Origin of the sequence: Allorhizobium ampelinum S4, from assembly GCF_000016285.1 — a bacterium.
Classification (GTDB): Bacteria; Pseudomonadota; Alphaproteobacteria; order Rhizobiales; family Rhizobiaceae; genus Allorhizobium; species Allorhizobium ampelinum.
Genome location: NC_011989.1, coordinates 240,958 through 262,386 on the forward strand (window position 1 = coordinate 240,958; position 21,429 = coordinate 262,386).

Genomic DNA, 21,429 nt, shown 5'->3' on the forward strand with positions numbered 1-21,429 from the left:
TCCGGCCATGACACATCTCGACGCCACCCAAATGGACCTGATCGCCGCCCGTCATCCAGACATCTTCCGCCGCAGCCTGTGGCAGCGCTACCGCGTGCCGCTGACCATTGTCCTGCTTGCGCTGTATTTCACCTTTTCCTGGTGGTTCTTTGCGGTTGGAAAAGTGGTCTCCACCGCCAGCTGGGGCATTGCCGGCAATTATCTGGCCGATTGGGTTTCCTATGAGATCCGGCCGGAAATCAATATTGCCCCCGATGGGGCGATTTCCATCGCCTATTCGCGCTTCGACCCGATTGGTCCCAACCCCAACCCGGATTGGCTGGTGACGAAGCAAGAAATGATGACGCGCACGAGTGGCGTAGCCGATGCGCCCGCGCCAGTGACGTCAGCGCCAAAAGCCTCGAGCTTCAATTTCATGGCAGCAGCCCCGCAACAGGCACCGGTCGCGGCGCAAGCGGCACCCGTCACGCGCCAGGAACAGGTGATAAGAGAGGCCGATGTCAATCTCGGCTCCAGCGCATCGCTGCTGGTTAGCCCAGAAAGCGTGGTGCTGAACCGGGGCGCTGAGCGCGTTACCCTGATGCTTGACCGCAAGGCGGGCACCGTGATTGCCGATGGCACGCTGCCAGCCTGGGTCGAGCAACGCGAACGTGGCGGCAGGGTCATGGCCTATTTCGGCCTGCAGGGTTGGGCTGATATCAGCGCCGACCGGGTCAGGGTGCGCAACCGGTTTTTCGGCTGGGCCAATTTCCTGTTCGATACCAATTCCGCGTTTTTCGGCAGGTCCGCAACTGAAGTGGTCAGCCTGATCGCCACCGGTCCAAGGCTCGATCCACAACAGTCCAATCTGTCGCTGGCCTGGAACGACATTCTCTACAATCCGTCCTGGCAGCATCTGGATGTCTGGACCAAGCTGGCGCAAACGCTCGTTATGGCCTTTGTCGGCACGGTGTTTGCATCGCTGATCGCTTTTCCGTTGTCCTTCATCGCGGCGCGCAACATTACCCGCAACCGTCCGGTCAACCAGTTGACCAAGCGGTTCTTCGATTTCCTGCGCTCGGTGGATATGCTGATCTGGGCGCTGTTTTTCACCCGTGCCTTCGGGCCGGGGCCGTTGGCCGGGATCTCGGCGATTTTCTTCACTGACACAGGTACGCTCGGTAAGCTCTATTCCGAAGCGCTGGAGAATATTGACGACAAGCAGCGCGAAGGGGTGAAGTCGGTTGGTGCTTCGCCGCTTGCCGTACAGCGCTTCGGCGTGTTGCCACAGGTTTTGCCGGTCTTTGCATCGCAGGCTTTGTATTTCTGGGAATCCAACACCCGCTCAGCCACCATTATCGGCGCGGTCGGGGCAGGTGGTATTGGCCTGAAGCTTTGGGAAGCGATGCGCACCAACCAGAATTGGGAAAATGTCTGTTATATGGTGCTGTTGATCTTGCTGGTGGTGTTTATCTTCGATGCCGTGTCCAACCTGCTGCGCTCAAAACTGATCGGCGGGCAAAAATGAACCTCGTCTGGTGCAGTTTCGGTGTCGCCGCCTGTCAGACAAAGCTTGCTTCCATCGCTTGAGACGGGTCAGATACAGGCTCTTCCAAGCTGATTCCCGCGATAGGATTGCTGTGCGTTACGCCCTTTATTTTACACCGCCCAAAGACGATCCCTTGTCTCTTGCCGCTGCACTTTGGCTTGGCCGCGATGCTTTCACCGGCGCGGATCTTGACCGGCAGCCGGTGGAAGGGTTTTCAGACGATGAGATCACCGCCTTGACCGCCGATCCCCGTCGCTACGGCTTTCATGCCACGCTGAAAGCACCGTTTTCGCTAAAGGAAGGTGAGAGCGAAGCAGCACTGCTGGAGATGTTTTCGCGGTTTTGCAAGGCGACACCTGCCTTTGAGATCCCGAAGGTCGTGGTCAATCAGCTCGGGCCGTTCTTTGCCGTGGTTCCCGACGCTGTCCATCAACCCTTGCAGGATTTTGCCGCTTCGGTCGTTGAGGCTTTCGAGCCGTTTCGCGCGCCCTTGAGCGAGGCCGATATTATCAGGCGCAAGCCTGAAAAGCTGTCCGAGCGCAAGCGTGCCCTGCTGGACACCTGGGGCTATCCCTATGTCATGGAGGAATTCCGGTTTCACATGACCTTGACCGGACCTGTTGATGCCGACCGCAGCGATGCGATGCGCGCTGTGCTGGAGAGCCGGTTTGCTGATTTTACCAACCGGGCGCTGCCGATTGGCGGGCTTGGCCTGTTTGTCGAGCCGAGCCGCAATGCGCCCTTTACCGTTCACCGCTGGTTGCCCCTTGCCGGGTCTGAAGGAAGTCTGTGATGTCGAATGAAACCGTGCTGTCCAATGCGACTGTGGTGCTGGAAAGTGGGCTGCTTCTGAAGGGGGCTGTGGTCATTCGTGATGGCCTGATTGCTGAAATTTCAGAAGGCAACAGCCGCATCGGCGAGGATTTCGGCGGCGATTATCTGATCCCCGGGCTGGTCGAGCTGCATACCGATCATCTGGAATCGCATTATTCGCCACGCCCCGGTGTGCGCTGGAACAAGACCGCAGCCATTCAGGCCCATGATGCCCAGGTCGTCACCTCAGGCATTACCACCGTGTTCGATTGCCTGCGGATGGGGTCGGACGAGGATGGCGGGTTTGAGAAGGGTGAAATGCGCGATATGGCCGACGCCATCCAGGCCGCCGAAAAGGATGACCGTCTCCGCGCCGAGCACCTGCTGCATCTGCGCTGTGAAGTCGCATCCGACAATGTTCTCGACCATTTCGCCGATTTCGAGCAGGACCCGCATGTGCGGCTGGTGTCGCTGATGGACCACTCCCCGGGCCAGCGGCAGTTCCAGACCATGGACCAGTATACGCTCTATTATAAGACCAAGAAGGGCTTGAGCGAGGAAGCCTTCGCTCGTTTCGTTGAAAAGCGTTTAGAGGCATCAGCGGCCTATTCTTCCCAGCATCGTGATACGCTGGCCCGCCTCTGCGCCGTGCGCGGCATTACCGTTGCCAGCCATGACGATGCAACGCTTGCTCATGTGGAAGAGGCCAAGGGCCATGGCGTGCGTCTGGCCGAGTTTCCGACCAGTCTTGAGGCCGCCGATGCCTCGCATCAGGCGGGGATGAGCGTGCTGATGGGCGCGCCGAACGTGGTGCGCGGCGGCTCCCATTCCGGCAATATTGCCGCCACGGATCTGGCCGAGCGCGGTGTGCTCGACGTGCTGTCTTCCGATTATATCCCGCTCAGCCTGCTGCACGCGCCTTTCGTGCTCGCCCATCGCTATGAGGCGATCAGCCTGCCGCAGGCATTGGCCATGGTGACATCGACGCCTGCCCGCACCGTCGGGCTGGAAGACCGGGGCCGGATTGCCCCTGGCCTGCGCGCCGATCTGGTGCGGGTGCGCTACAGCGAAAATCACGGTGGCGTGCCGGTGGTGCGCTCCGTCTGGCGCCAGGGTAGAAGGGTGGCATAATGGTGCCGCATTCCATCATGCCTGATGATCCGGGCGACACGTCTGGGGATAAGGGCCGGATGATCGTCGTTGTCGGCCCAAGCGGAGCGGGCAAGGATAGTCTGATTGCCTATGCCAAGCGGCATTTTACCGAACAGACTGACGCTGAGCGCTGCCCTGTGCATTTCGTCCAGCGGGTCATTACCCGGGCCGCCGATGCAGGCGGAGAGGATCATCGCCCGGCCAGTCCTTCCGAGTTCGACGATCTCAAGGCCGCTGGCGGTTTTGCGGTCGATTGGGATGCGCATGGTCTAAGCTACGGCATTCCTGAAAATGTGCATCGCTGGCTATCGAGTGGCAATGTGGTGATCGCCAACGGCTCACGCTCGGTACTTCCCCGGTTTGCACAGGTCTTTCCGCAAATGCTGGTGGTGAATGTCACCGCCCGTCCCGAGGTTCTGGCCGACCGGCTGGAAGCGAGGGGCCGGGAAAGCCGCGAGGACATTCTGCAACGGCTTCAACGCAGCCCGCCTGACATTCGCGGCGACTACCCTGTCGTGACCATCGACAATTCCGGCGCACTGGACGAGGCGGGCAGGCATTTCATCGAGACGATTGAAGCCGCGCTATAAAATGTGTTAAACAACTTATCCGCGTTACTGGCGATAAGAGTATAGCCGGCAGTATGCCAATGCAAAGGATTGCGGCAACTGTCTTGTGCTCTTGAAGGTGGATCACCATCGGGAAGCGCGGTGCTTATCTTTCTGGAGATGAGCGATCAGCGGATCATCCGCGCCGTGCGCCTGGGCAATTTCCTTTCACTTTGGAGATGCCGCATGACGATGTTTGCCCCTTTATTTGCCATAGCCTTCGCCTTGTTGATTGGCGCGGCCAGTCCCGGTCCAAGTTTTCTTTTGGTCAGCCACACATCCATGACCCGCTCCAGAGCCGCCGGTTTGGTAACGGCGCTCGGCATGGGGACCGGCGGGTTGATCTTCGCCGTTCTGGCCCTTGCCGGATTGGCTGCCCTGATAACCCAGTTTGCCTGGCTTCATAGGGTTTTGCAGGTCGCGGGTGGCCTCTACCTCGCTTATATCGCATGGAAACTCTGGCGGGGTGCGGCCCAACCGGTCAATATGGACCAGACCGGTGTTGCGCCAAAATCTTTCAGCAGGATTTATCTCAGCGCCTTTTTAACACAGGTCAGCAATCCAAAAACCGCGATTGTCTATGCCAGTATTTTCGCGGCTCTGCTGCCACCCCGGCCCGATAGCCTGCTCTTCATCATGCTGCCAGGCGTGGTCTTTCTGGTGGAAGCGGGCTGGTATTCACTGGTGGCGCTGGTCTTTTCCGCGCCGATACCCCGGCGCGTCTATCTCTCAGCCAAGAAACCGCTGGATCGTCTGGCCGCTTTGGTTCTGGGTGGACTTGGACTTCGCCTTGTGTTCGAGGGCGCGCGGCCCTGACACCTTTACCGAAGAGGGGTTGCCGCCAGGCTCGTATCCTTGACGGGCGTCTGATCCTTAGCAGGGGTCTGGGCAGGTTTCCTGGCCGGATTCTGAGCTGTATCCTTGGACGCCAATTGTTTCCAGGTGTTCTGCTGGTTCAACATGGTGCGCAGATAGGCCACATTCGCCTCAGCCTGGTCGGGTGAAAGTTCGGCTCTGGCAATCCTGTCGGCCTCGTCGAAGCGGCCTTGAAGGCCGACGACAAGGGCCAGGTTCTGGCGAACCCGGCTATCGGCGCCGGGTTGCTGGGATGCGCTGCGCAGGTAGGTTTCAGCGGTTTTCAGGTCGCCGCCGAGCAGATAGGACATGCCCATATTCGACAGGATCGAAGGCTCGTTGGGCTGGATCTGCAAAGCCTGCTGATAGGCGGCACGCGCCTCCTGGGTGCGTCCAAGCTGGTCGAGAACCGCGCCCTGGGCCGAATAAAGCCGCCAATCGGGCCGATCCGGGGTCTGGGCACGGCCAATCGTCGTCAAGGCCTGTTCCAGCTGGCCGGCAGCGGCCTGCGCCTTGCCGTAGGCGGCGAGAACCTGGCGGTCATTTGGATTGGCAATCACCACCTGCTGCATGACAGACAAAGCCTGCGGCGCGCGGCCGCCCATCTGCAACAGATTGGCATAGGCCACTCCGACCTGCGCGTTCTTGCGATTTTTCTCGTAGGCCCGGCCCATGCTGTCCGTTGCCATGGCAATTTCGCCGGGCGTCATCTGATCAACGGGCTTGGTCATGCTCGGGATCGAGCTGGTCGACATTTTGTCGGTATTGGAGGTGGTGGCGCAGCCCGTTAGCGCCAGCGCCAGTGCCAACACTGAAAGAGCGGGCAGTGCCGCGCAAATCTGAATGGATGAACGCCAAACAGCCATCACTCTATCCCCATAGCCCTGAATTCACAGGCAGACGAATCACCGTCATCAGCCCTGCAACCATGGAAAAGCAATAATCTGTTAACCCTAATGGAATGTTAAAATGCCTTTGGTCTGCGAGAACGCCCGGCGTTTGACATTTTCGTCAGCCATATATTTTCGAGAAAATTCGAGCCCGGTCCTCTTGAAAGATAAAACCTTCACGAAGGAACCGATTCTAAGGAATTTTGCGGTAAAGCTGACCGCGAAGTGATGGAGCAGCAAAAGGGCAATCATGGCACCCTATCAATATATTGAAAGACCCACCCCGTTTCTGACCAAGGGCGGCAAGTCCCTGCCGATTTTCGCGGTGACGCCCGCCCATATCGAAACCGGTGCGATTGATCCTCTTGCGCTCGATTGGGCGAAGAAGGCAGGCTACAAGGCGGATGTTGGTTCGCTGCTGCTGATCCCCACCAGCGATGGACAATTGGGCGGAGCGCTGTTTGGTCTGGGCAGCGCGCCAGGAGAAAATCCGTTTCTGGCGGGCAAGCTGGCGCGGGCATTGCCGGCTGGCGACTGGCATATCGAGACCGCACCATTGACGGCCAACCGGTTGGTTCTGGGCTACGGTCTGGGCAGCTATCGTTTCGAGCGCTATAAGGCCGACCGCTCGGATCATCCCAAACTGCTGATGCCTCAGGATGCGGATGCCAGCGACATTGCCCGTCAGCTGGCCGGCGTTTTCCTGGCTCGCGACCTGATCAACACGCCCACCAATGACATGGGACCGGCAGATCTGGAAAAAACCTTCCGGGCGCTGGCTGACCATTATAAGGCAGAGGTCAGCGTGGTGATCGGCGATGAACTGCTGCACCGGAATTTTCCTCTGGTTCACACCGTAGGCCGGGCCAGCGCCCAGGCGCCGAGGCTTCTGGAAATGCGTTGGGGCAAGAAGGGCCACAAGAAGATCACCCTGGTCGGCAAGGGAGTTTGTTTTGATACCGGCGGGTTGGATATCAAGCCGTCTTCATCCATGTTGCTGATGAAAAAGGACATGGGCGGGGCTGCCAATGTGCTGGGCCTTGCCCTGATGATCATGGATGCCAAGCTGAAAGTGGACCTGCGCGTCATCGTGCCTGCCGTGGAAAATTCCATAGCCGGCAATGCGTTCCGGCCTGGTGACATTTATACAAGCCGTCAGGGCCTGACCGTTCAGATCGACAATACCGATGCCGAGGGACGGTTGATCCTGGCCGATGCCCTGACCTATGCCGATGAAGAGGAACCGGATCTGCTGATCGATATGGCGACGCTGACGGGGGCTGCCCGTGTGGCGCTCGGTCCGGATGTGCCGGCCTTCTTCTCCAATGACGATGCGCTTGCCTATGAGCTGACAGATTCAAGCCTTGAAACTGACGACCCGATCTGGCGCCTGCCGCTTTTCCCCGGTTACGAAAAAATGGTCCGCTCGCAGATTGCCGACCTCACCAACGCACCTGCGGGCGGCATGGCGGGGGCAATCACCGCTGCCCTGTTCCTGAAGCGCTTTGTCACCCGAACGACAAGCTGGGCGCATTTCGACATTTTCGGCTGGGCGTCGCAAGAGCGGCCCCATAGCCCCGTTGGTGGTGAGGCGCAGGCAATTCGCGCCCTCTACCGCTATATCGCCGCGCTCAAATAAGCGAAGGCGTTGACGATGCTGTCTTTATCCTCGAGAGGTTTGAAAATCTCTCGAGGATAAAGGTGTGCCGAGATCTGAAATCCGGCAGTCTCTCTTCAATGGTCGTTCCTTAAAGCCGCTGTCCCCATCATTTCTCATTTGCAGGAGCTGATGCCGATTGGGGCTACCAGGCCTTGGTACTACCGTGACGTTTGACAGACTGTTCAATATTTGTTGACGACATGGAGACTATCGTTCATTTTTTATTTTGACTATGATGGTCGTGTTTTGAGCTCCAAGAGCCGGATATTTCTTAAGGCCAGCTGTAAGATCTCCTTCCTGTTGACGCCGAGCTGTCATCAGGGAAACGCAGTCTAGTAATAGAAAAATTATTTATTTACAATGAATTGCAGGATTTCTGGAGGCAGCTGATGTCGCACCAAAGCGCAAACGAGACAGGGGTTGAAGCGATTTTTATATGAATTAAAATAATTATTCGGCATTTCAATTTTTGCGTGTTAAATTTCAAGAGTTAGAAAATTCAAATTTTTTTTATTTTACATTGGCATCTCCGCTCCACACGTTTCGGGCGCATGGAACGGAAAAAAGGAGATTGATTTAATGAATTTTAATGTGAGAAAAATCGTTATAAATTCAGCATTTATAGGAATGGCAACGGGCTTTGGCGGCCTGACCATTGGCGGCGTGTCAACGGCTTCGGCGCAGGATGCCCAGACGGCCCCACCCGCCGGGGTCTACAAGCTGGATCCGACCCATGCGAACCTGACATGGACGGTCAAGCACAATACGATTTCCAACTACACCGCTCGCTTTGGCAAGCTGGAAGCCACGCTTTCTCTCGACCCAGCGAAAATCGAAGCCTCCAAGATCGAGGTGACGATTGATCCGACATCGGTGGATGTGCCCTATCCCGCCGATTATAAGGCCACCCACGCCAAATCGCCTTATGCGACCTGGCCTGAGGAAATCAGCAAGGATCCAAAAAAACTCAACAGTGACGCTTTCCCGAAGATCACCTTCACATCGACCAGCGTGAAGAAGACCGGTGACAAGACGGCCGAAATCCTCGGCAATTTGACATTCCTGGGTGTCACCAAGCCGGTGACGCTGAATGCAACGCTGAACGGGTCCATTGACAGCCATCCATTTGCAGGTGTTCCGGCCATTGGATTTGCCGCGGAAGGGACGTTTGACAGAACGGCGTTTGGCCAACCTGTCGGTTATGTCGGCAAGGATGTGACGATCCGCTTTGACGGTGAGTTCATCCAGGACCCGGCAGCGTCTCCATCCAAGTGATGGTGGATTTGACGTGATGCTGAAAGCAGCGCATGAGGCACAGGCCTCTGCGTAAAATGCCTTTGGGCCGATTGGGTTTGGACGCGATATCAGCACCCTTAATCGGCCCAGAGCCTGCGCCGCAGCGGGCATTCGGCTCGCAGAGTTTTCCGAATTTTATCATTGATAAATATAGGTTTAAAGAGCCATGAACACGGCGTTTCAGCACCAGACAGTACCGCGGGCTGCGGTACGCTATACCGGCGTTGCCATCGCGCTGCATTGGGCGATCGCGCTGATGATCCTGTCGATGATCCCGATGGGGTGGTGGATGGTGCGGGCCTTGAAAAAGCCTGAGACCCAGCAACTGGCCTATCAACTGTTTCAGATCCACAAATCCATCGGCTTTGCCATTCTGGCTTTGACCGTGCTGCGCATCGTCTGGCGGGCAACCCATAAGCCGCCCGTCTTGCCATCCGGCATGAAGCTCTGGGAACGGTTTCTGGCCAATGCCACGCATATCGCTTTCTACGGCATGATGTTGATCCTGCCATTGACTGGTTGGATCTACGTGTCTTCCGGCTGGGCGATTGCTACAGATCGCCCGCTGGATGTGGCCACCTCCTGGTTTGGCCTGTTTCTAATCCCGCACCTTCCGGGTCTTGAGGGAAATCGCAGCCTCGCCTTCGGCGCGATGGGTGCCCATAGCTATATGGCTTACGGCGGTGCGGCGCTGATCGTTCTGCATGTCGCAGCGGCCTTGAAGCATCACTTTATCGAGCGGGATGGTGTCTTAGTGCAGATGGTGCCTTTCCTGCGGACCGGTAAAGTCGCGCACAGCGCGTCTGGCAAAGGGAAGACCAGTGGCCTGTCGCATGGTTTCGGCTTGGCGCTTGTGGTTATGGCTGCTGCTATCGGTTGGGTCATGCATATGCCGCCGCCGCTTGCCGAGCAGCCATCGGCGGTGGAGGCGCAAGCTGAACCGCCTGCGGTGGCGCCTCAGTCATCCGCAAATGTCAGCCAGGCCAATCCTGCACAAACCACGTCTGCCCAAGCCGCGCCAGTCCAGGCGGCAACCGCCCCTGTCTGGGCAATCGATATGGCATCGTCCAGCATCGGCTTTGGTGGCACCCATGCTGGCAATGCCTTCAATGGCCGGTTTGAAGAGTGGAGTGGCGATATTCGTTTTGATCCTGCCAATCTTGCTGGTTCGAAAGCGGTGATCCTGGTGAAAACGGCCTCTGCCAAAACCGGCGATGCGACCCAGGAAGGCTCGTTGAAGAATGGCGAATGGCTCAATTCCACCCGGTTTCCAGAGGCCAAGTTCGAAACCACGGAATTTCGCGCCTTGGGAGGCGATCGCTACGAGGCGCGGGGCACCCTGAGCATCAAGAACAAGCCTCTGCCGGTTGTCCTGCCCTTCAGCTTGAAAATGGAAGGCAACAAGGCGCAGGTGGAAGGCGCATTGGAACTGGATCGCGCCGCGCTCAATCTTGGGATGTTTTCCGACCCATCGGCGGAATGGGTGTCGAAATCCATCAATGTGAACATTGTGGTGAATGCGACGAAGACCGGCTCCTGATCGTATCCATCCATCACAGGTCCGGCCTCTTGCAGTGCCGGGCTTTGTCATGTGATATATAACGGGTGCGAAACGAGAGCGGAGCAGACGATGAGCCTGGAACTGACCGCAACGGCAGCGCTAGGGCTTTGGCATCACGTGACTTTGCGACAGGTGCAGGAGGATGGCCGCGACCTGACGCTTCGCCAGCTCTCCATCCTGCTGCATATCTATCTGGTTCCGCCGCCGCATACCGTGCGGGGGCTTGCCGCCACCCTCAAGGTTACCAAGCCGGTCATTACCCGCGCACTCGATACCATGGGCGGCATGGGGTTTGTTGATCGGGTGCGCGATGATATGGACAAGCGCAATGTCATCATCAAGCGCACTGTGGCAGGCGCGCTTTATCTGGAAAAATTCGGCGACCTGATCATTGAGCAGGCGCGTGGCATGAGGACGTGAACATGCAACTGGATCGCCGGCTGAACGCCTATCGACCTGATCTGGCCGATTCGGCCCTGCGTGGCCAGGTGGAGGCCGAGCGTTATGTCAGCGGAACCCCGGCGCGCATTGCCGTGCCGGTTATCGCCTTGCGCCCGCGCCCGGATTTTGCCTGCGGAATCGATACGGAGGTGCTGCTGGGCGAAGAGGTTACGGTGTTTGATCGGGCCGATGGCTGGGCCTGGGTAAAGGCCGATCTGGATGGCTATGTCGGTTATCTGCCGGAAACGGCGATTGCCGCCATCGAAGCGCCGCCCACGCATTGGATAACAGTGCCACGCAGTTTCCTCTATACCGGCCCGGATCTGCGCTATCCCAATGCGCGGACCATCTCGATGGGGAGCCGGGTAACGGTCACCAGCGAGGCCGAGACCCGTGGCACCCGCTACTTTCTGCTAAGTGACGGTCATGCGGTGATTGCCGATCATTGCCGCTCCCTCGGCACGCCAGCGGGCGAGGATTATGTGGCCATCGCCGCCCGTTTTCTGGAAACACCCTATCTCTGGGGCGGACGCAGCGGGCTTGGCATTGATTGCTCCGGCCTCGTCCAGCTCTCCATGCAGATGTGCGGGCTGAGCGCTCCGCGCGACAGCGACATGCAGGCGGCAGGCCTCGGCAGCCCGATTGACCGGAGCGAGTTGCGCCGGGGTGACCTGATCTTCTGGAAAGGCCATGCTGGCATCATGGAAGATGAGCGCACCCTGCTGCATGCCAATGGCCACACGATGAGCGTTGCCCGCGAAGACGTGGATGCCGCCATCGCCCGGATCGGCTGGCTCTATGAGCAGCCGACCGGCTATCGCCGACCGGAACGGATCGCCTAGAGCATTTCCAGCAAAAGTGTGTAGCGGTTTTGCGTCTGGAAATGCGTTAAAACAAAGAGTTAGAGTATTTATGCGTTTCTATGAAACGCGGAAATGCTCTAGCCAATCCAATCAGGAGAAGCCTGTCAATGCGCTTCGTCCCAATTATCGGCGGCGCGGGCATCGACTTTGAGTGGGACGCGCATGGCGATGGCGGGCATGGCGGCATTTTCCATGGTGGAGACGATCACCGGCAAGGCAGCCTCGATGGCCTCATCCTCGACTTCGAAGATCAGTTCGTCATGCACCTGGAGCAACATCCGGGTTTTCTCGCCAAGCCCGGCCTTGGCCAGCGCCGGTTCCACCTGCACCATGGCGCGGCGGATGACATCGGCGGCGGAACCCTGGATCGGCGCGTTGATGGCTGCCCGCTCGTTGAAGGCCCGCATTGACGGGTTTGAGGATTTGATCTCCGGGTAATGGGCGCGCCGTCCGAAAATGGTTTCCACATAGCCATGCTCACGCACGAAAGCCTTGGTGCTTTCCATATAGTCCTTGATGCCGGGGAAGCGCTCGAAATATTTCTTGATGTATTCGCCCGCTTCCGCCCGCTCAATGCTGAGCTGGTTGGCAAGACCGAAGGCGGAAATACCGTAGATGATTCCGAAATTGATCGCCTTGGCGCGGCGGCGGACTTCAGACGGCATGCCATCCACAGGCACGCCGAACATTTCAGAGGCCGTCATCGCATGAATATCGACCCCATCGGCAAAGGCCTGACGCAATTGCGGAATATCCGCCACATGCGCCAGTACCCTGAGCTCGATCTGGCTATAGTCGGCAGACAGTAGCTTATGGCCTGGGGTGGAAATGAAGGCGGTGCGGATCTTGCGGCCTTCTGCCGTGCGCACCGGAATATTTTGCAGGTTCGGCTCGGATGACGACAGGCGACCGGTGGTGGTGGCCGCCATCGAATAGGATGTGTGGACCCGCTTGGTCTGCGGGTGGACATAGCCGGGCAGGGCGTCGGTATAGGTGGATTTCAGCTTGGTCAGCTGGCGCCAATCGACGATCTTGCGGGGCAGGGGCTCACCCTGGGCGGCCAGATCTTCCAGCACCTGCGCGGACGTCGACCATTGGCCGGTCTTGGTTTTTGAGCCGCCGGGCAGGTTCATTCTGCCAAACAGGATATCGCCCAGCTGTTTGGGCGAGCCGACATTGAAGCGCTCGCCAGCCAATTCGTAAATTTCATCCTCAAAGGCGGCGGCCTTCTGTGCCAACTCGCCAGACAGCCGCGAGAGGATCTGTCGGTCGATGGTAATGCCGCGCTCTTCCATATCAGCCAGAACCGGCACCAGGGGCCGTTCCAGCCGCTCATAGACGCGGGCCAGACCGACGGCGGCAAGCCGTGGTTTCAGCACCAGCCAGAGACGCAGCGTGACGTCCGCATCTTCTGCGGCGTAGGCGGTGGCCTTGTCGATATCGACGAGATCGAAGGTGACAAGCGATTTGCCGGAGCCAGCGACCTCCTTATAGGGGATGGGCGTATGTCCGAGCCACCGCTCCGACAGGCTGTCCATGCCATGCGCGCCGACGCCAGCTTCCAGCACATAGGACAGCAGCATCGTATCGTCGAAGCCCCTGATAACAATGCCGTGCCGCTTCATGACAAGGTAATCGTATTTCAGGTTCTGCGCCACTTTTAGAACCGAAGCATCTTCCAGTAGGCCCTTCAAGGCGGTAAGCGCCGCATCCATCGGGATCTGGTTTTCCGCCAGTTTCAGGCCGTCGCTGAACAGGTCATCTCGCCCGGTCTTGTGGCCAAGCGGCACATAGGCGGCGCGAATGGTTGCTGCGCCCGGCGAGGCCGCATTATCCTGAAGGGCCAGCGACACACCGACCAGATCAGCCTGCATCGGGTCAAGCGAGGTGGTTTCCGTATCGAAGGCGACAAAACCGGCCTCCCGCGCCGCGGCAATCCAGCCTTCCAGGGTGGGAAGATCGCGAATGGTCACGTAGGCGGATCGGTCGATGGGCTGGCCACCAAAGGCCGATTGCCGGGCCGCGGCAAGATCGGCAGGCGTCGCGCCCTCGGCCTTGGCGGATTGTGCCGTGGGTCCGGCTTCTTGGCCGGAGGCGGGCGTTTGAGCTGCGGCACCGGCATCGAGATCCGGGCCACGGGCCGAGGCACCCCATTCCACCGAGATCGTGGCGGGCTCGATGGCGCCAGCATCACAATCGCAATTGTCGGCGACGCGCCGTGTCAGCGAGGTGAATTCCATGGCCTTCAGGAAGGCGACCAGCTTTGGTCCATCCTGCTTTTCCAGCATCAGCGCATCCAGCGGCATGTCCAGCGGCACGTCGGTGCGCAGCGTTACCAATTGCCGCGACAGCTTGACCAGTTCGGCACCTGCCAGAATGTTTTCGCGCCGCTTGTTCTGCTTGATTTCGGAGGCCCGAGCCATCAGCGTGTCCAGATCGCCATATTCCTCCAGCAATTGCGCCGCCGTCTTCGGGCCGATGCCGGGAATGCCGGGAATATTATCGGTGCTGTCGCCGGTCAGCGATTGCAGGTCGATCATCTTTTCCGGCGGCACACCCCATTTCTCGATGACATCGGGAATGCCGATCTGCTTGTCCTTCATGCTGTCATACATATGGACATTGGCAGTCACCAACTGCATCAGGTCCTTGTCGGAAGAGACGATTGTGACATCCGCTCCGATGGCTTCGGCGGCCCGCGCATAGGTGGCGATAATGTCATCGGCCTCGAAGCCTTCGGTTTCGATGCAGGGCAGGTTGAAGGCCCGCGTCGCCTGGCGGATCAGTCCGAATTGTGGCACGAGATCTTCCGGCGGGGCGGAGCGATTGGCCTTGTATTCGGGATAGAGATCCTTGCGGAAGGTTTTTGACGAATAGTCGAAAATCACAGCAAGGTGGGTGGGTGTGACGCCGACTGACGTGTCGCGTGCTTCGGTCAGCAGCTTCCACATCATATTGCAAAAGCCCGAGACCGCGCCGACCGGCAGCCCGTCCGATTTGCGGGTCAGCGCCGGAAGCGCATGGAAGGCCCGGAAGATGAAGCCGGAGCCGTCGACAAGAAAGAGATGATCGCCTTTTTTCATGCGCCAAGGGATAGCGCGGCGGCTCAAAAAGGTCCATGCCACATCACGCCAAAACCGTTTACAGAGTGAAGTGACGATTTTTCTGTGTCATCACGAAAAGCTTACCGCTTTGTAATCATTCCTTCCCTTGAAAAAACACATTTGGCCGCGCATTTACTAGTCAGCGGCGCATGATTAGCACCGCAGTCTGAAAGTTGGCTCGTCCCCCGCCGCTTCAGACTTCAGGACAAAGGCCTTATCCCCCCTCTCCGGGCCTTTGTCCCCTGTTACGAAAAGTCGTCACGGCGCCGCCTCCAGCCGTGACGACTTTTTTGTTTGTGCCTGGCATTTCTGCTATAAAGGTGGCCACATTGCCTCGGCTTTGAAACCGGCCTATCATCGCCACCATGCTGTTTGATCGTCGGCAATCGCCAACCTATCTCGTGAGCCAGCTCGCCAAGGAATTTGCCCGTGCCTTACAGGTTCGGGCCGAAGGGCTCGGCTTTTCCGCCGGTCAGTTTCCAATCCTGCTGGAGCTTTGGGAAGAGCAAGGCCTGACCCAGAAGCAATTGCTGGAGCGGGTGGCTGTGGAACAGGCGACCATGGCCAATACCCTGTCTCGCATGGAGCGCGACGGATTGATCGAGCGAAAGCCCCATCCGAGCGATCGACGTGCGCAACTGGTTTTCCTGACCGCCAAGGGGGAGGGGTTGCGGGATCAGGCTATTTCCGCAGCCTGCGAGGCGGATGACGCTCTTTTCCATGGGTTTCGGCGTTTCGAGAAGGAATTGATGCTGGAATTCATTCGTCAGGCCCTGGAAAATGCCCGCAGCAGCGACAAAAGCTCAAATATTTGACGCTGTTTGTCTCGAAACTGTCGGGCTCATGGTCTATCGTCCCGGCTGATTTGAACAGTCCAGGACATGCCCATGACCGATCTAGCCCCCATTCTCGCCGAGGCCGACAAGGCGCTGCCACAAAGCCTTGATCGGCTTTTCGACCTTGTGCGTATTGCCTCGATTTCCACCGACCCGGCCTATAAGGCCGATTGCCGTAAGGCAGCGGAATGGCTGGCGCAGGAGCTGAAGGGTCTAGGCTTCAATGCCTCCGTGCGCGACACGCCCGGTCACCCGATGGTCGTTGGCCATCACGATGCTGACCGCCCGGATGCGCCACATGTGCTGTTTTACGGCCATTACGATGTGCAGCCGGTCGATCCGCTCGATCTCTGGGAAAACGATCCGTTCGAGCCTGCCATCAAGGAGATCGAGCCGGGCCGCAAGGTGATCACCGGACGCGGCACCTCCGATGACAAGGGCCAATTGATGACCTTTGTCGAGGCCTGCCGGGCCTATAAAGCCGTGCATGGCGGCCTGCCCATCAAGATCACCATCCTGTTCGAGGGCGAGGAAGAATCCGGTTCGCCTTCGCTGAAGCCATTTCTTGCGGCCAATGAAGACGAGCTGAAATGCGATTTCGCCCTGGTCTGCGACACCGGGATGTGGGACCGCGAGACTCCGGCGATTGCGGCAGCCCTGCGCGGCCTGGTTGGCGAGGAAGTGACCGTGACGGCGGCGGATCGTGATCTGCATTCCGGCCTGTTCGGCGGGGCTGCGGCCAATCCGATCCATATTCTCGCTAAGGTGCTGGCCGACCTGCATGACGAGACGGGCCGGGTCACCATTGATGGTTTCTACGAGGGTGTCGAGGAAACACCAGTCAACATCAAGGCCTCCTGGGAAAAGCTGGGCCGCACTGCCGACAAATTTCTCAATGATGTCGGCCTGTCGATCCCATCAGGCGAAACAGGCCGCAGCGTCCTGGAATTGACCTGGGCGCGTCCGACCGCCGAAGTCAACGGCATTACCGGTGGCTATACCGGCGAAGGCTTCAAAACCGTGATCGCCTCCAAGGCGTCAGCGAAAGTGTCTTTCCGTCTGGTCGGTGAGCAGGACCCGGCGAAAATCCGCGAAAACTTCCGGGCTTTCGTCAAGGCGCGCATTCCCGGCGACTGCTCGGTTGAATTTCACGAGCATGGGGCATCGCCAGCCATCCAGCTTCCCTATGATTCGCCCTTCCTGACCAAGGCTAAATCCGCTCTTTCGGATGAATGGCCAAAGCCCGCTGAAGTGATCGGCATGGGCGGCTCTATCCCGATAGTCGGGGATTTCCAGACCATGCTCGGCATGGATTCGCTGCTGGTCGGCTTTGGCCTGGTGGATGACCGCATCCACTCGCCTAATGAGAAATACGAGCTGGAATCTTTCCACAAGGGTATCCGGTCCTGGATCCGTATTCTGGACGCGCTGGCGCACTGATACCAAACACGCGATTGCGACGACGCCCGGACGAACTCCGGGCGTTTTCATTTGGATCGCGTATCGTGGCGTGGAAAAATGATAAGGGGCCAGAAAAGCAAAAAGGCCGGGGAGTAAACCCGACCTTTCCAAAACTCGCTCTTATCGTTGCCAGTACATCCGTGGTCAACGAAGCGCGAGGCTTCAACCTGAAGGAGGACCGGGTTTTCACCCTGTTTGCTGCGTTTTAATGAGTATCGCGCCAAATGCCTAAACTTGTATTAAGCATCGTCAGCGACCTCGGCAGCAATGCCCCGTCCTTCACGTCTTCAACATAAATGGCATCTCATTGAGGCTTTTCAAGGGCTCCAGTTGATTTTCTTGCCAGTTATTTTCTTGATCATCCCGATGCGATGTCTGGAAGATCATCCGATGTCTGCAAGCTCTTGCAGGTTGGCGCTTGTCCTTTTATGAAAAGACCATGAGCCTTACATCCGTTCAAGATTTCTTTTCGGCCCACGCGCCGGATATCACCGTGATTGAAACCGAGCAAAGCTCGGCCACCGTGCCTTTGGCCGCCCTGGCGCATGGTGTCGAGCCGGACCAGATCGCCAAGACCCTTTGTTTGCGGGTTGGGGACGTCATCATGCTGGTGGTTGCCGCAGGCGAGCGAAGGCTAGACAACAAGAAATTCAAGGAGCGGTTCGGGGGCAAGCCCCGTATGCTGGGAGCGGAAGAGGTCGTGGCGCTGACCGGCCATCCAGTGGGTGGCGTTTGTCCTTTCGGGCTGGCCACCCCGCTTCCTGTGTTTTGCGATACGTCGTTGCAGCGTTTCGACATTGTTGTCCCTGCCGCCGGAGCCACCAATTCCGCCGTCAAGATTGCGCCGCAACGCATAGTCGATCTGACCGGGGCGGAATGGGTCGATGTCTGCCAATAAGATAAAGGGTCATTGATATCAGTGATCGAATACAAAAAAGGCGGCGCAGGATGCGCCGCCTTTCCTCCTCGCCATAAAACGACGAATGCCTGTTTTCCGAAACTGCATAGCAGTTTCAGATCAGTGCCTTAGTACCAACGACGGCGGGGTTCTGGCGTGGACTGGCTTGCCACCAGATAACCAATGAACGCACCCACCAGAGCAATGCCGAGCAGAGCGGTCGATGTTGCAGTCGGATGCTCGCGCACGATACCAGCAACCGATGTTGCCTCATCCTTGGCATAGCGTGCCACGTCCTGCGCGCTGCGGGCAGCGTTGCTCAGCGCATGAGATGTGGTTCCGCGAACCTGATCGGCCACAGAATGACCCTGCTCAGCCAACTTGTCCTTCAATTGCGCGATCTGAGCCTGAAGCTCACGCATTTCAGCTTGCATACGCGTCGTATCAGCCATGGGTAACTCCCTGTTGTGTTTTCGGGAAAATAACGGTTCCATGCCGCTTTGGTTCCATTCGGTTCTCGAAAAGAACGCAATGGGATGGAATCAACGGATAGACATTGCCCATCCCATCCGTCTTCCATCCATGCCCAAGACATTATAAGCAGGGGATTGAAGCAGCCCCTATGATTACCTTTCTGGCACCCTTCTGGAGAACGGCCCTCGCGCCATGGCAGGCATGAAAAAGTCACGAAACCGCATTGAGCCCAGGCTTGGCGACGCTGAGAATGAGGATGGTGACGAGATCAGGCTCGACAGCAATGATCGCGTGCTCGGCGGACGCTCGGCCTCGGGTGGGAAAAAAATGCCGGCCACCAGTTCCAAACGGTCGAGAGAGGTTGCCGATCCGCGCCCGAAACGTGAGAAAGTCCAGTCCGGTGGCCTTTTTGGGGGTATCCGCAGGCTGTTCTACTGGTGCGTTGTGCTGGGCATATGGGGAACGATCGGCGTCGTTGGCCTGGTCATCTATTTTGCCGCCCAGATGCCAAGCGCCAGTTCCTGGACCGTGCCGGCCCGCGCGCCGAATATCAAGATTGTCTCTGTCGATGGCGCATTGATCGCCAATCGCGGTGTCACCGGTGGCGAAGCCTTGTCCATCGATGAAATGTCGCCCTATCTGCCGGAAGCGATCGTGGCGATTGAGGACAAACGGTTTTACCACCATTTCGGTGTCGATTTCATCGGGGTCGGCCGCGCCTTCGTCACCAATATTCTGCTGGGCCATAAGGCTCAGGGCGGATCGACCATCACCCAGCAATTGGCCCGAAACCTGTTTCTGTCGCCCAAGAAGACGTTTGAGCGCAAAGTGCAGGAGGTGCTGCTATCGCTGTGGCTTGAGCAGAAATATACCAAGGATCAGATCCTGGCCATGTATCTGAACCGGGTCTATTTTGGCGACAATGCCTATGGCGTCGAAGCGGCATCGCGGCGCTATTTCAATACCTCTGCGCGTGACGTCAATCTGGGCGAAGCGGCGCTTTTGGCCGGGTTGGTTCAGGCGCCGTCGCGGCTGTCGCCGGTCAACGATCCAAAGCCAGCCCAGGATCGGGCCAAGGTCGTGCTGGGCGCCATGCGCGAACAGGGCTACATCACGGACAGCGACTTCGACCGCGCCATGAAACAGTCCCCGGACCACGCCAAGCGGCAGGCCGATGGTGCAGGCCAATATGTGGCCGACATGGTGGCGGGCCAGTTGAAAGGGCTGATCGGCGAGGTCAAACAGGACATTGTCGTCACCACGACGATCGATCCGACGCTGGAGGATGCGGCGCAGGCCGCAATTGCTGCCACGCTGGACAAGGACGGCAAGAAATCCAATGCCTCGCAAGCGGCTCTTGTCGCCATTGATGGCAATGGCGCGGTGCGTGCTTTGGTCGGCGGTCGGGATTATGCGACCAGTCAGTTCAATCGAGCCGTAACCGCCAAACGGCAGCCGGGTTCGGCTTTCAAGCCTTTCGTTTATGCCGCTGCCATGGAAATCGGCGATACGCCCAGCACTGTCCGCAATGACGGTCCGGTGAAGATTGGCAACTGGACCCCTGAAAACTACGAGCAAAAATACAATGGACCGGTGACGCTTTCCTACGCGCTCGCCCATTCGCTCAACACTGTGGCCGCCCAGTTGGTGATGGAGGTTGGCCCGGATCAGGTGATCAAACTTGCCCACCGGCTCGGTGTCGAATCGGATCTGCAAAGCAATGCGTCGATTGCGCTCGGCACCTCGGAAGTCTCACTGCTGGAGCTGACGGCAGCCTATGCGCCCTTCATGAATGGCGGCTACAAGGCAACCCCGCATGTGATCAGCCAGATTGCCGATGCCGATGGCAAGGTGCTTTATACAGCCGATTACGGCGAGCCCCCGCGAGTGCTCAATCAGCAGGTTGTTGGGCAGATGACCCGGATGATGGAATCTGTGATGACCGAGGGCACCGGCAAGGCGGCCAAGCTCAAGAACTGGCAAGCAGCTGGCAAGACCGGAACGACACAGTCGTTCCGCGACGCGCTGTTTGTCGGCTTTACCAGCAATCTCACCACCGGCGTCTGGTTCGGCAATGACGACGGGGCGCCGATGAAGAAGGTGACCGGCGGCGGTCTTCCTGCCAAGACCTGGAAGGATTTCATGACGGTTGCCCATAAAGGTCTGACACCGGTGCCGTTGTTTGGCGATCCGACGCCACAGACCGAGGAAAGTCCGTCGCTGACGACGATGATCCAGCAGGTCCTGTCCGGCACGCCGTCCACGCCTGCCCCTGCCGATCAGGAAAACAGCTATCCACCGGCGCCACCAGCGCCTGCCAATACGCCGGGTCCGCTGTCCGGCAATGCGCCCGGCATTCAGCCTGGTGATGCCAATCCGGCTTATCCACCTCAGGCGCGCCAGATGCCAAACCAGAATCCGGGTCAACTGCCGGGCCAGGCCCCATTACAGCCGCGCCCGCCGGTCAATCCACGCGATGGCGCCGTTCTGGAAGGCCGGGTTCCGCCGGGGGCTTTGCGCAGCAACAATCCGATGCCTGAGGATGGCTATCCGGGTGAAGATCCCGACAGTAATCCTTATGGTGCTGATGGCGGCTATGCGCCTCCGGCCGATGTCGGTGAAGGACAACAGCCCCGCGCGCAGAGCCATGGCGATGGAAAGACCACGCTGCTGGATGTGATCATGGGACGGTAACGGCTGGATTTTATATGTGCTATGACGCCTTGATCGTGCCGTAGGCTCCAGGCAAGCAATGCCTGCCACATCTGATGGGATTTGGCTCCCGGTTGTATGGCTTGTTCACCTTGGCACCATCCGCAATACCTTGTTTTGCGGGAAATGCGTAAACTTGGTGGTCGGCGTGAATTTGGTGCCTTGCAGTCGTAAATTTCGGTTCTTATATAGCCCGCATAAGGCAGCGTCGCTGCGCAATCCCGTAGACCACAATCCACGTCGAGGGGCTGTCACTGGAATGCCTGTCGGGGTTCGG

At 58.4% G+C, this 21,429-nt stretch carries 17 protein-coding genes and 1 pseudogene; 15 read left to right on the top strand and 3 right to left on the bottom strand.

The window, feature by feature from the left end; translation table 11 throughout:
• Window positions 1–7 precede the first annotated feature (7 nt).
• From phnE to AVI_RS01185, 5 genes are all read left to right on the top strand, one after another.
• On the top strand, window positions 8–1,507 hold the full coding sequence (gene phnE, locus AVI_RS01165) for a phosphonate ABC transporter, permease protein PhnE (RefSeq protein ID WP_012654712.1): 1,500 nt from the start codon (window positions 8–10) through the stop codon (window positions 1,505–1,507).
• A 112-nt stretch (window positions 1,508–1,619) separates the two neighbouring features.
• Complete coding sequence (locus AVI_RS01170) at window positions 1,620–2,321, top strand: DUF1045 domain-containing protein (RefSeq protein ID WP_012654713.1); 702 nt, start codon at window positions 1,620–1,622, stop codon at window positions 2,319–2,321.
• A complete protein-coding gene (locus tag AVI_RS01175; RefSeq protein ID WP_012654714.1) occupies window positions 2,321–3,472 on the top strand; it encodes an alpha-D-ribose 1-methylphosphonate 5-triphosphate diphosphatase in 1,152 nt (383 codons plus the stop codon). Before AVI_RS01170 ends, AVI_RS01175 begins: the two co-directional genes overlap by 1 nt.
• Window positions 3,472–4,083, top strand: coding sequence for a phosphonate metabolism protein/1,5-bisphosphokinase (PRPP-forming) PhnN (gene phnN, locus AVI_RS01180; protein WP_049777116.1), 612 nt, complete (start codon window positions 3,472–3,474; stop codon window positions 4,081–4,083). The genes AVI_RS01175 and phnN overlap by 1 nt, the downstream gene beginning before the upstream one ends.
• Window positions 4,084–4,287: 204 nt before the next feature.
• Window positions 4,288–4,917: a LysE family translocator gene (locus tag AVI_RS01185; protein ID WP_012654716.1), complete on the top strand. Its 630-nt coding sequence runs from the start codon at window positions 4,288–4,290 to the stop codon at window positions 4,915–4,917.
• Between the two features lie 83 nt (window positions 4,918–5,000).
• On the opposite strand, the pseudogene AVI_RS01190 reads toward AVI_RS01185, so the two are convergent.
• Window positions 5,001–5,822: pseudogene (locus AVI_RS01190) on the bottom strand (tetratricopeptide repeat protein); the annotation flags it as partial.
• 274 nt (window positions 5,823–6,096) lie between these two features.
• Between AVI_RS01190 and AVI_RS01200 the strand changes: the two are divergent.
• From AVI_RS01200 to AVI_RS01220, 5 genes are all read left to right on the top strand, one after another.
• Window positions 6,097–7,485 (top strand): leucyl aminopeptidase, encoded by a 1,389-nt coding sequence (locus tag AVI_RS01200; protein ID WP_012654718.1) that lies wholly within the window; start codon window positions 6,097–6,099, stop codon window positions 7,483–7,485.
• 648 nt (window positions 7,486–8,133) lie between these two features.
• On the top strand, window positions 8,134–8,781 hold the full coding sequence (locus AVI_RS01205; RefSeq protein ID WP_049777117.1) for a YceI family protein: 648 nt from the start codon (window positions 8,134–8,136) through the stop codon (window positions 8,779–8,781).
• A gap of 187 nt (window positions 8,782–8,968) precedes the next feature.
• Entirely contained in the window at window positions 8,969–10,342 is a 1,374-nt protein-coding gene (locus tag AVI_RS01210; RefSeq protein WP_041696103.1) for a YceI family protein, read from the top strand.
• A gap of 90 nt (window positions 10,343–10,432) precedes the next feature.
• Window positions 10,433–10,783 carry a MarR family winged helix-turn-helix transcriptional regulator gene (locus AVI_RS01215; protein ID WP_012654721.1) on the top strand — a complete coding sequence of 117 codons (351 nt, stop codon included), beginning with the start codon at window positions 10,433–10,435 and terminating at the stop codon, window positions 10,781–10,783.
• Window positions 10,784–10,785: 2 nt separating this feature from the next.
• On the top strand, window positions 10,786–11,646 hold the full coding sequence (locus AVI_RS01220; RefSeq protein WP_012654722.1) for a C40 family peptidase: 861 nt from the start codon (window positions 10,786–10,788) through the stop codon (window positions 11,644–11,646).
• A gap of 125 nt (window positions 11,647–11,771) precedes the next feature.
• Here AVI_RS01220 and polA read toward each other — a convergent pair whose 3' ends face one another.
• A complete protein-coding gene (polA, locus tag AVI_RS01225) occupies window positions 11,772–14,750 on the bottom strand; it encodes a DNA polymerase I (protein ID WP_012654723.1) in 2,979 nt (992 codons plus the stop codon).
• Between the two features lie 386 nt (window positions 14,751–15,136).
• On the opposite strand from polA, the gene AVI_RS01230 reads away from it, so the two are divergent.
• The 4 genes from AVI_RS01230 to AVI_RS01240 all read left to right on the top strand — a co-directional run bounded on the left by AVI_RS01230 (window position 15,137) and on the right by AVI_RS01240 (window position 17,966).
• On the top strand, window positions 15,137–15,586 hold the full coding sequence (locus AVI_RS01230; protein WP_012654724.1) for a MarR family winged helix-turn-helix transcriptional regulator: 450 nt from the start codon (window positions 15,137–15,139) through the stop codon (window positions 15,584–15,586).
• Window positions 15,587–15,658: 72 nt separating this feature from the next.
• Window positions 15,659–17,047, top strand: coding sequence for a dipeptidase (locus tag AVI_RS01235; RefSeq protein WP_012654725.1), 1,389 nt, complete (start codon window positions 15,659–15,661; stop codon window positions 17,045–17,047).
• Window positions 17,048–17,112: 65 nt separating this feature from the next.
• Window positions 17,113–17,277, top strand: coding sequence for a hypothetical protein (locus AVI_RS30925; protein ID WP_156554009.1), 165 nt, complete (start codon window positions 17,113–17,115; stop codon window positions 17,275–17,277).
• A 230-nt stretch (window positions 17,278–17,507) separates the two neighbouring features.
• The gene (locus tag AVI_RS01240; protein ID WP_012654726.1) at window positions 17,508–17,966 is read left to right on the top strand and encodes a YbaK/EbsC family protein; all 459 of its coding nucleotides are present in this window, start codon (window positions 17,508–17,510) and stop codon (window positions 17,964–17,966) included.
• 128 nt (window positions 17,967–18,094) lie between these two features.
• Here AVI_RS01240 and AVI_RS01245 read toward each other — a convergent pair whose 3' ends face one another.
• On the bottom strand, window positions 18,095–18,418 hold the full coding sequence (locus AVI_RS01245; RefSeq protein ID WP_012654727.1) for a hypothetical protein: 324 nt from the start codon (window positions 18,416–18,418) through the stop codon (window positions 18,095–18,097).
• 214 nt (window positions 18,419–18,632) lie between these two features.
• On the opposite strand from AVI_RS01245, the gene AVI_RS01250 reads away from it, so the two are divergent.
• Window positions 18,633–21,134: a transglycosylase domain-containing protein gene (locus AVI_RS01250; protein ID WP_012654728.1), complete on the top strand. Its 2,502-nt coding sequence runs from the start codon at window positions 18,633–18,635 to the stop codon at window positions 21,132–21,134.
• The last annotated feature ends 295 nt before the right edge of the window (window positions 21,135–21,429 follow it).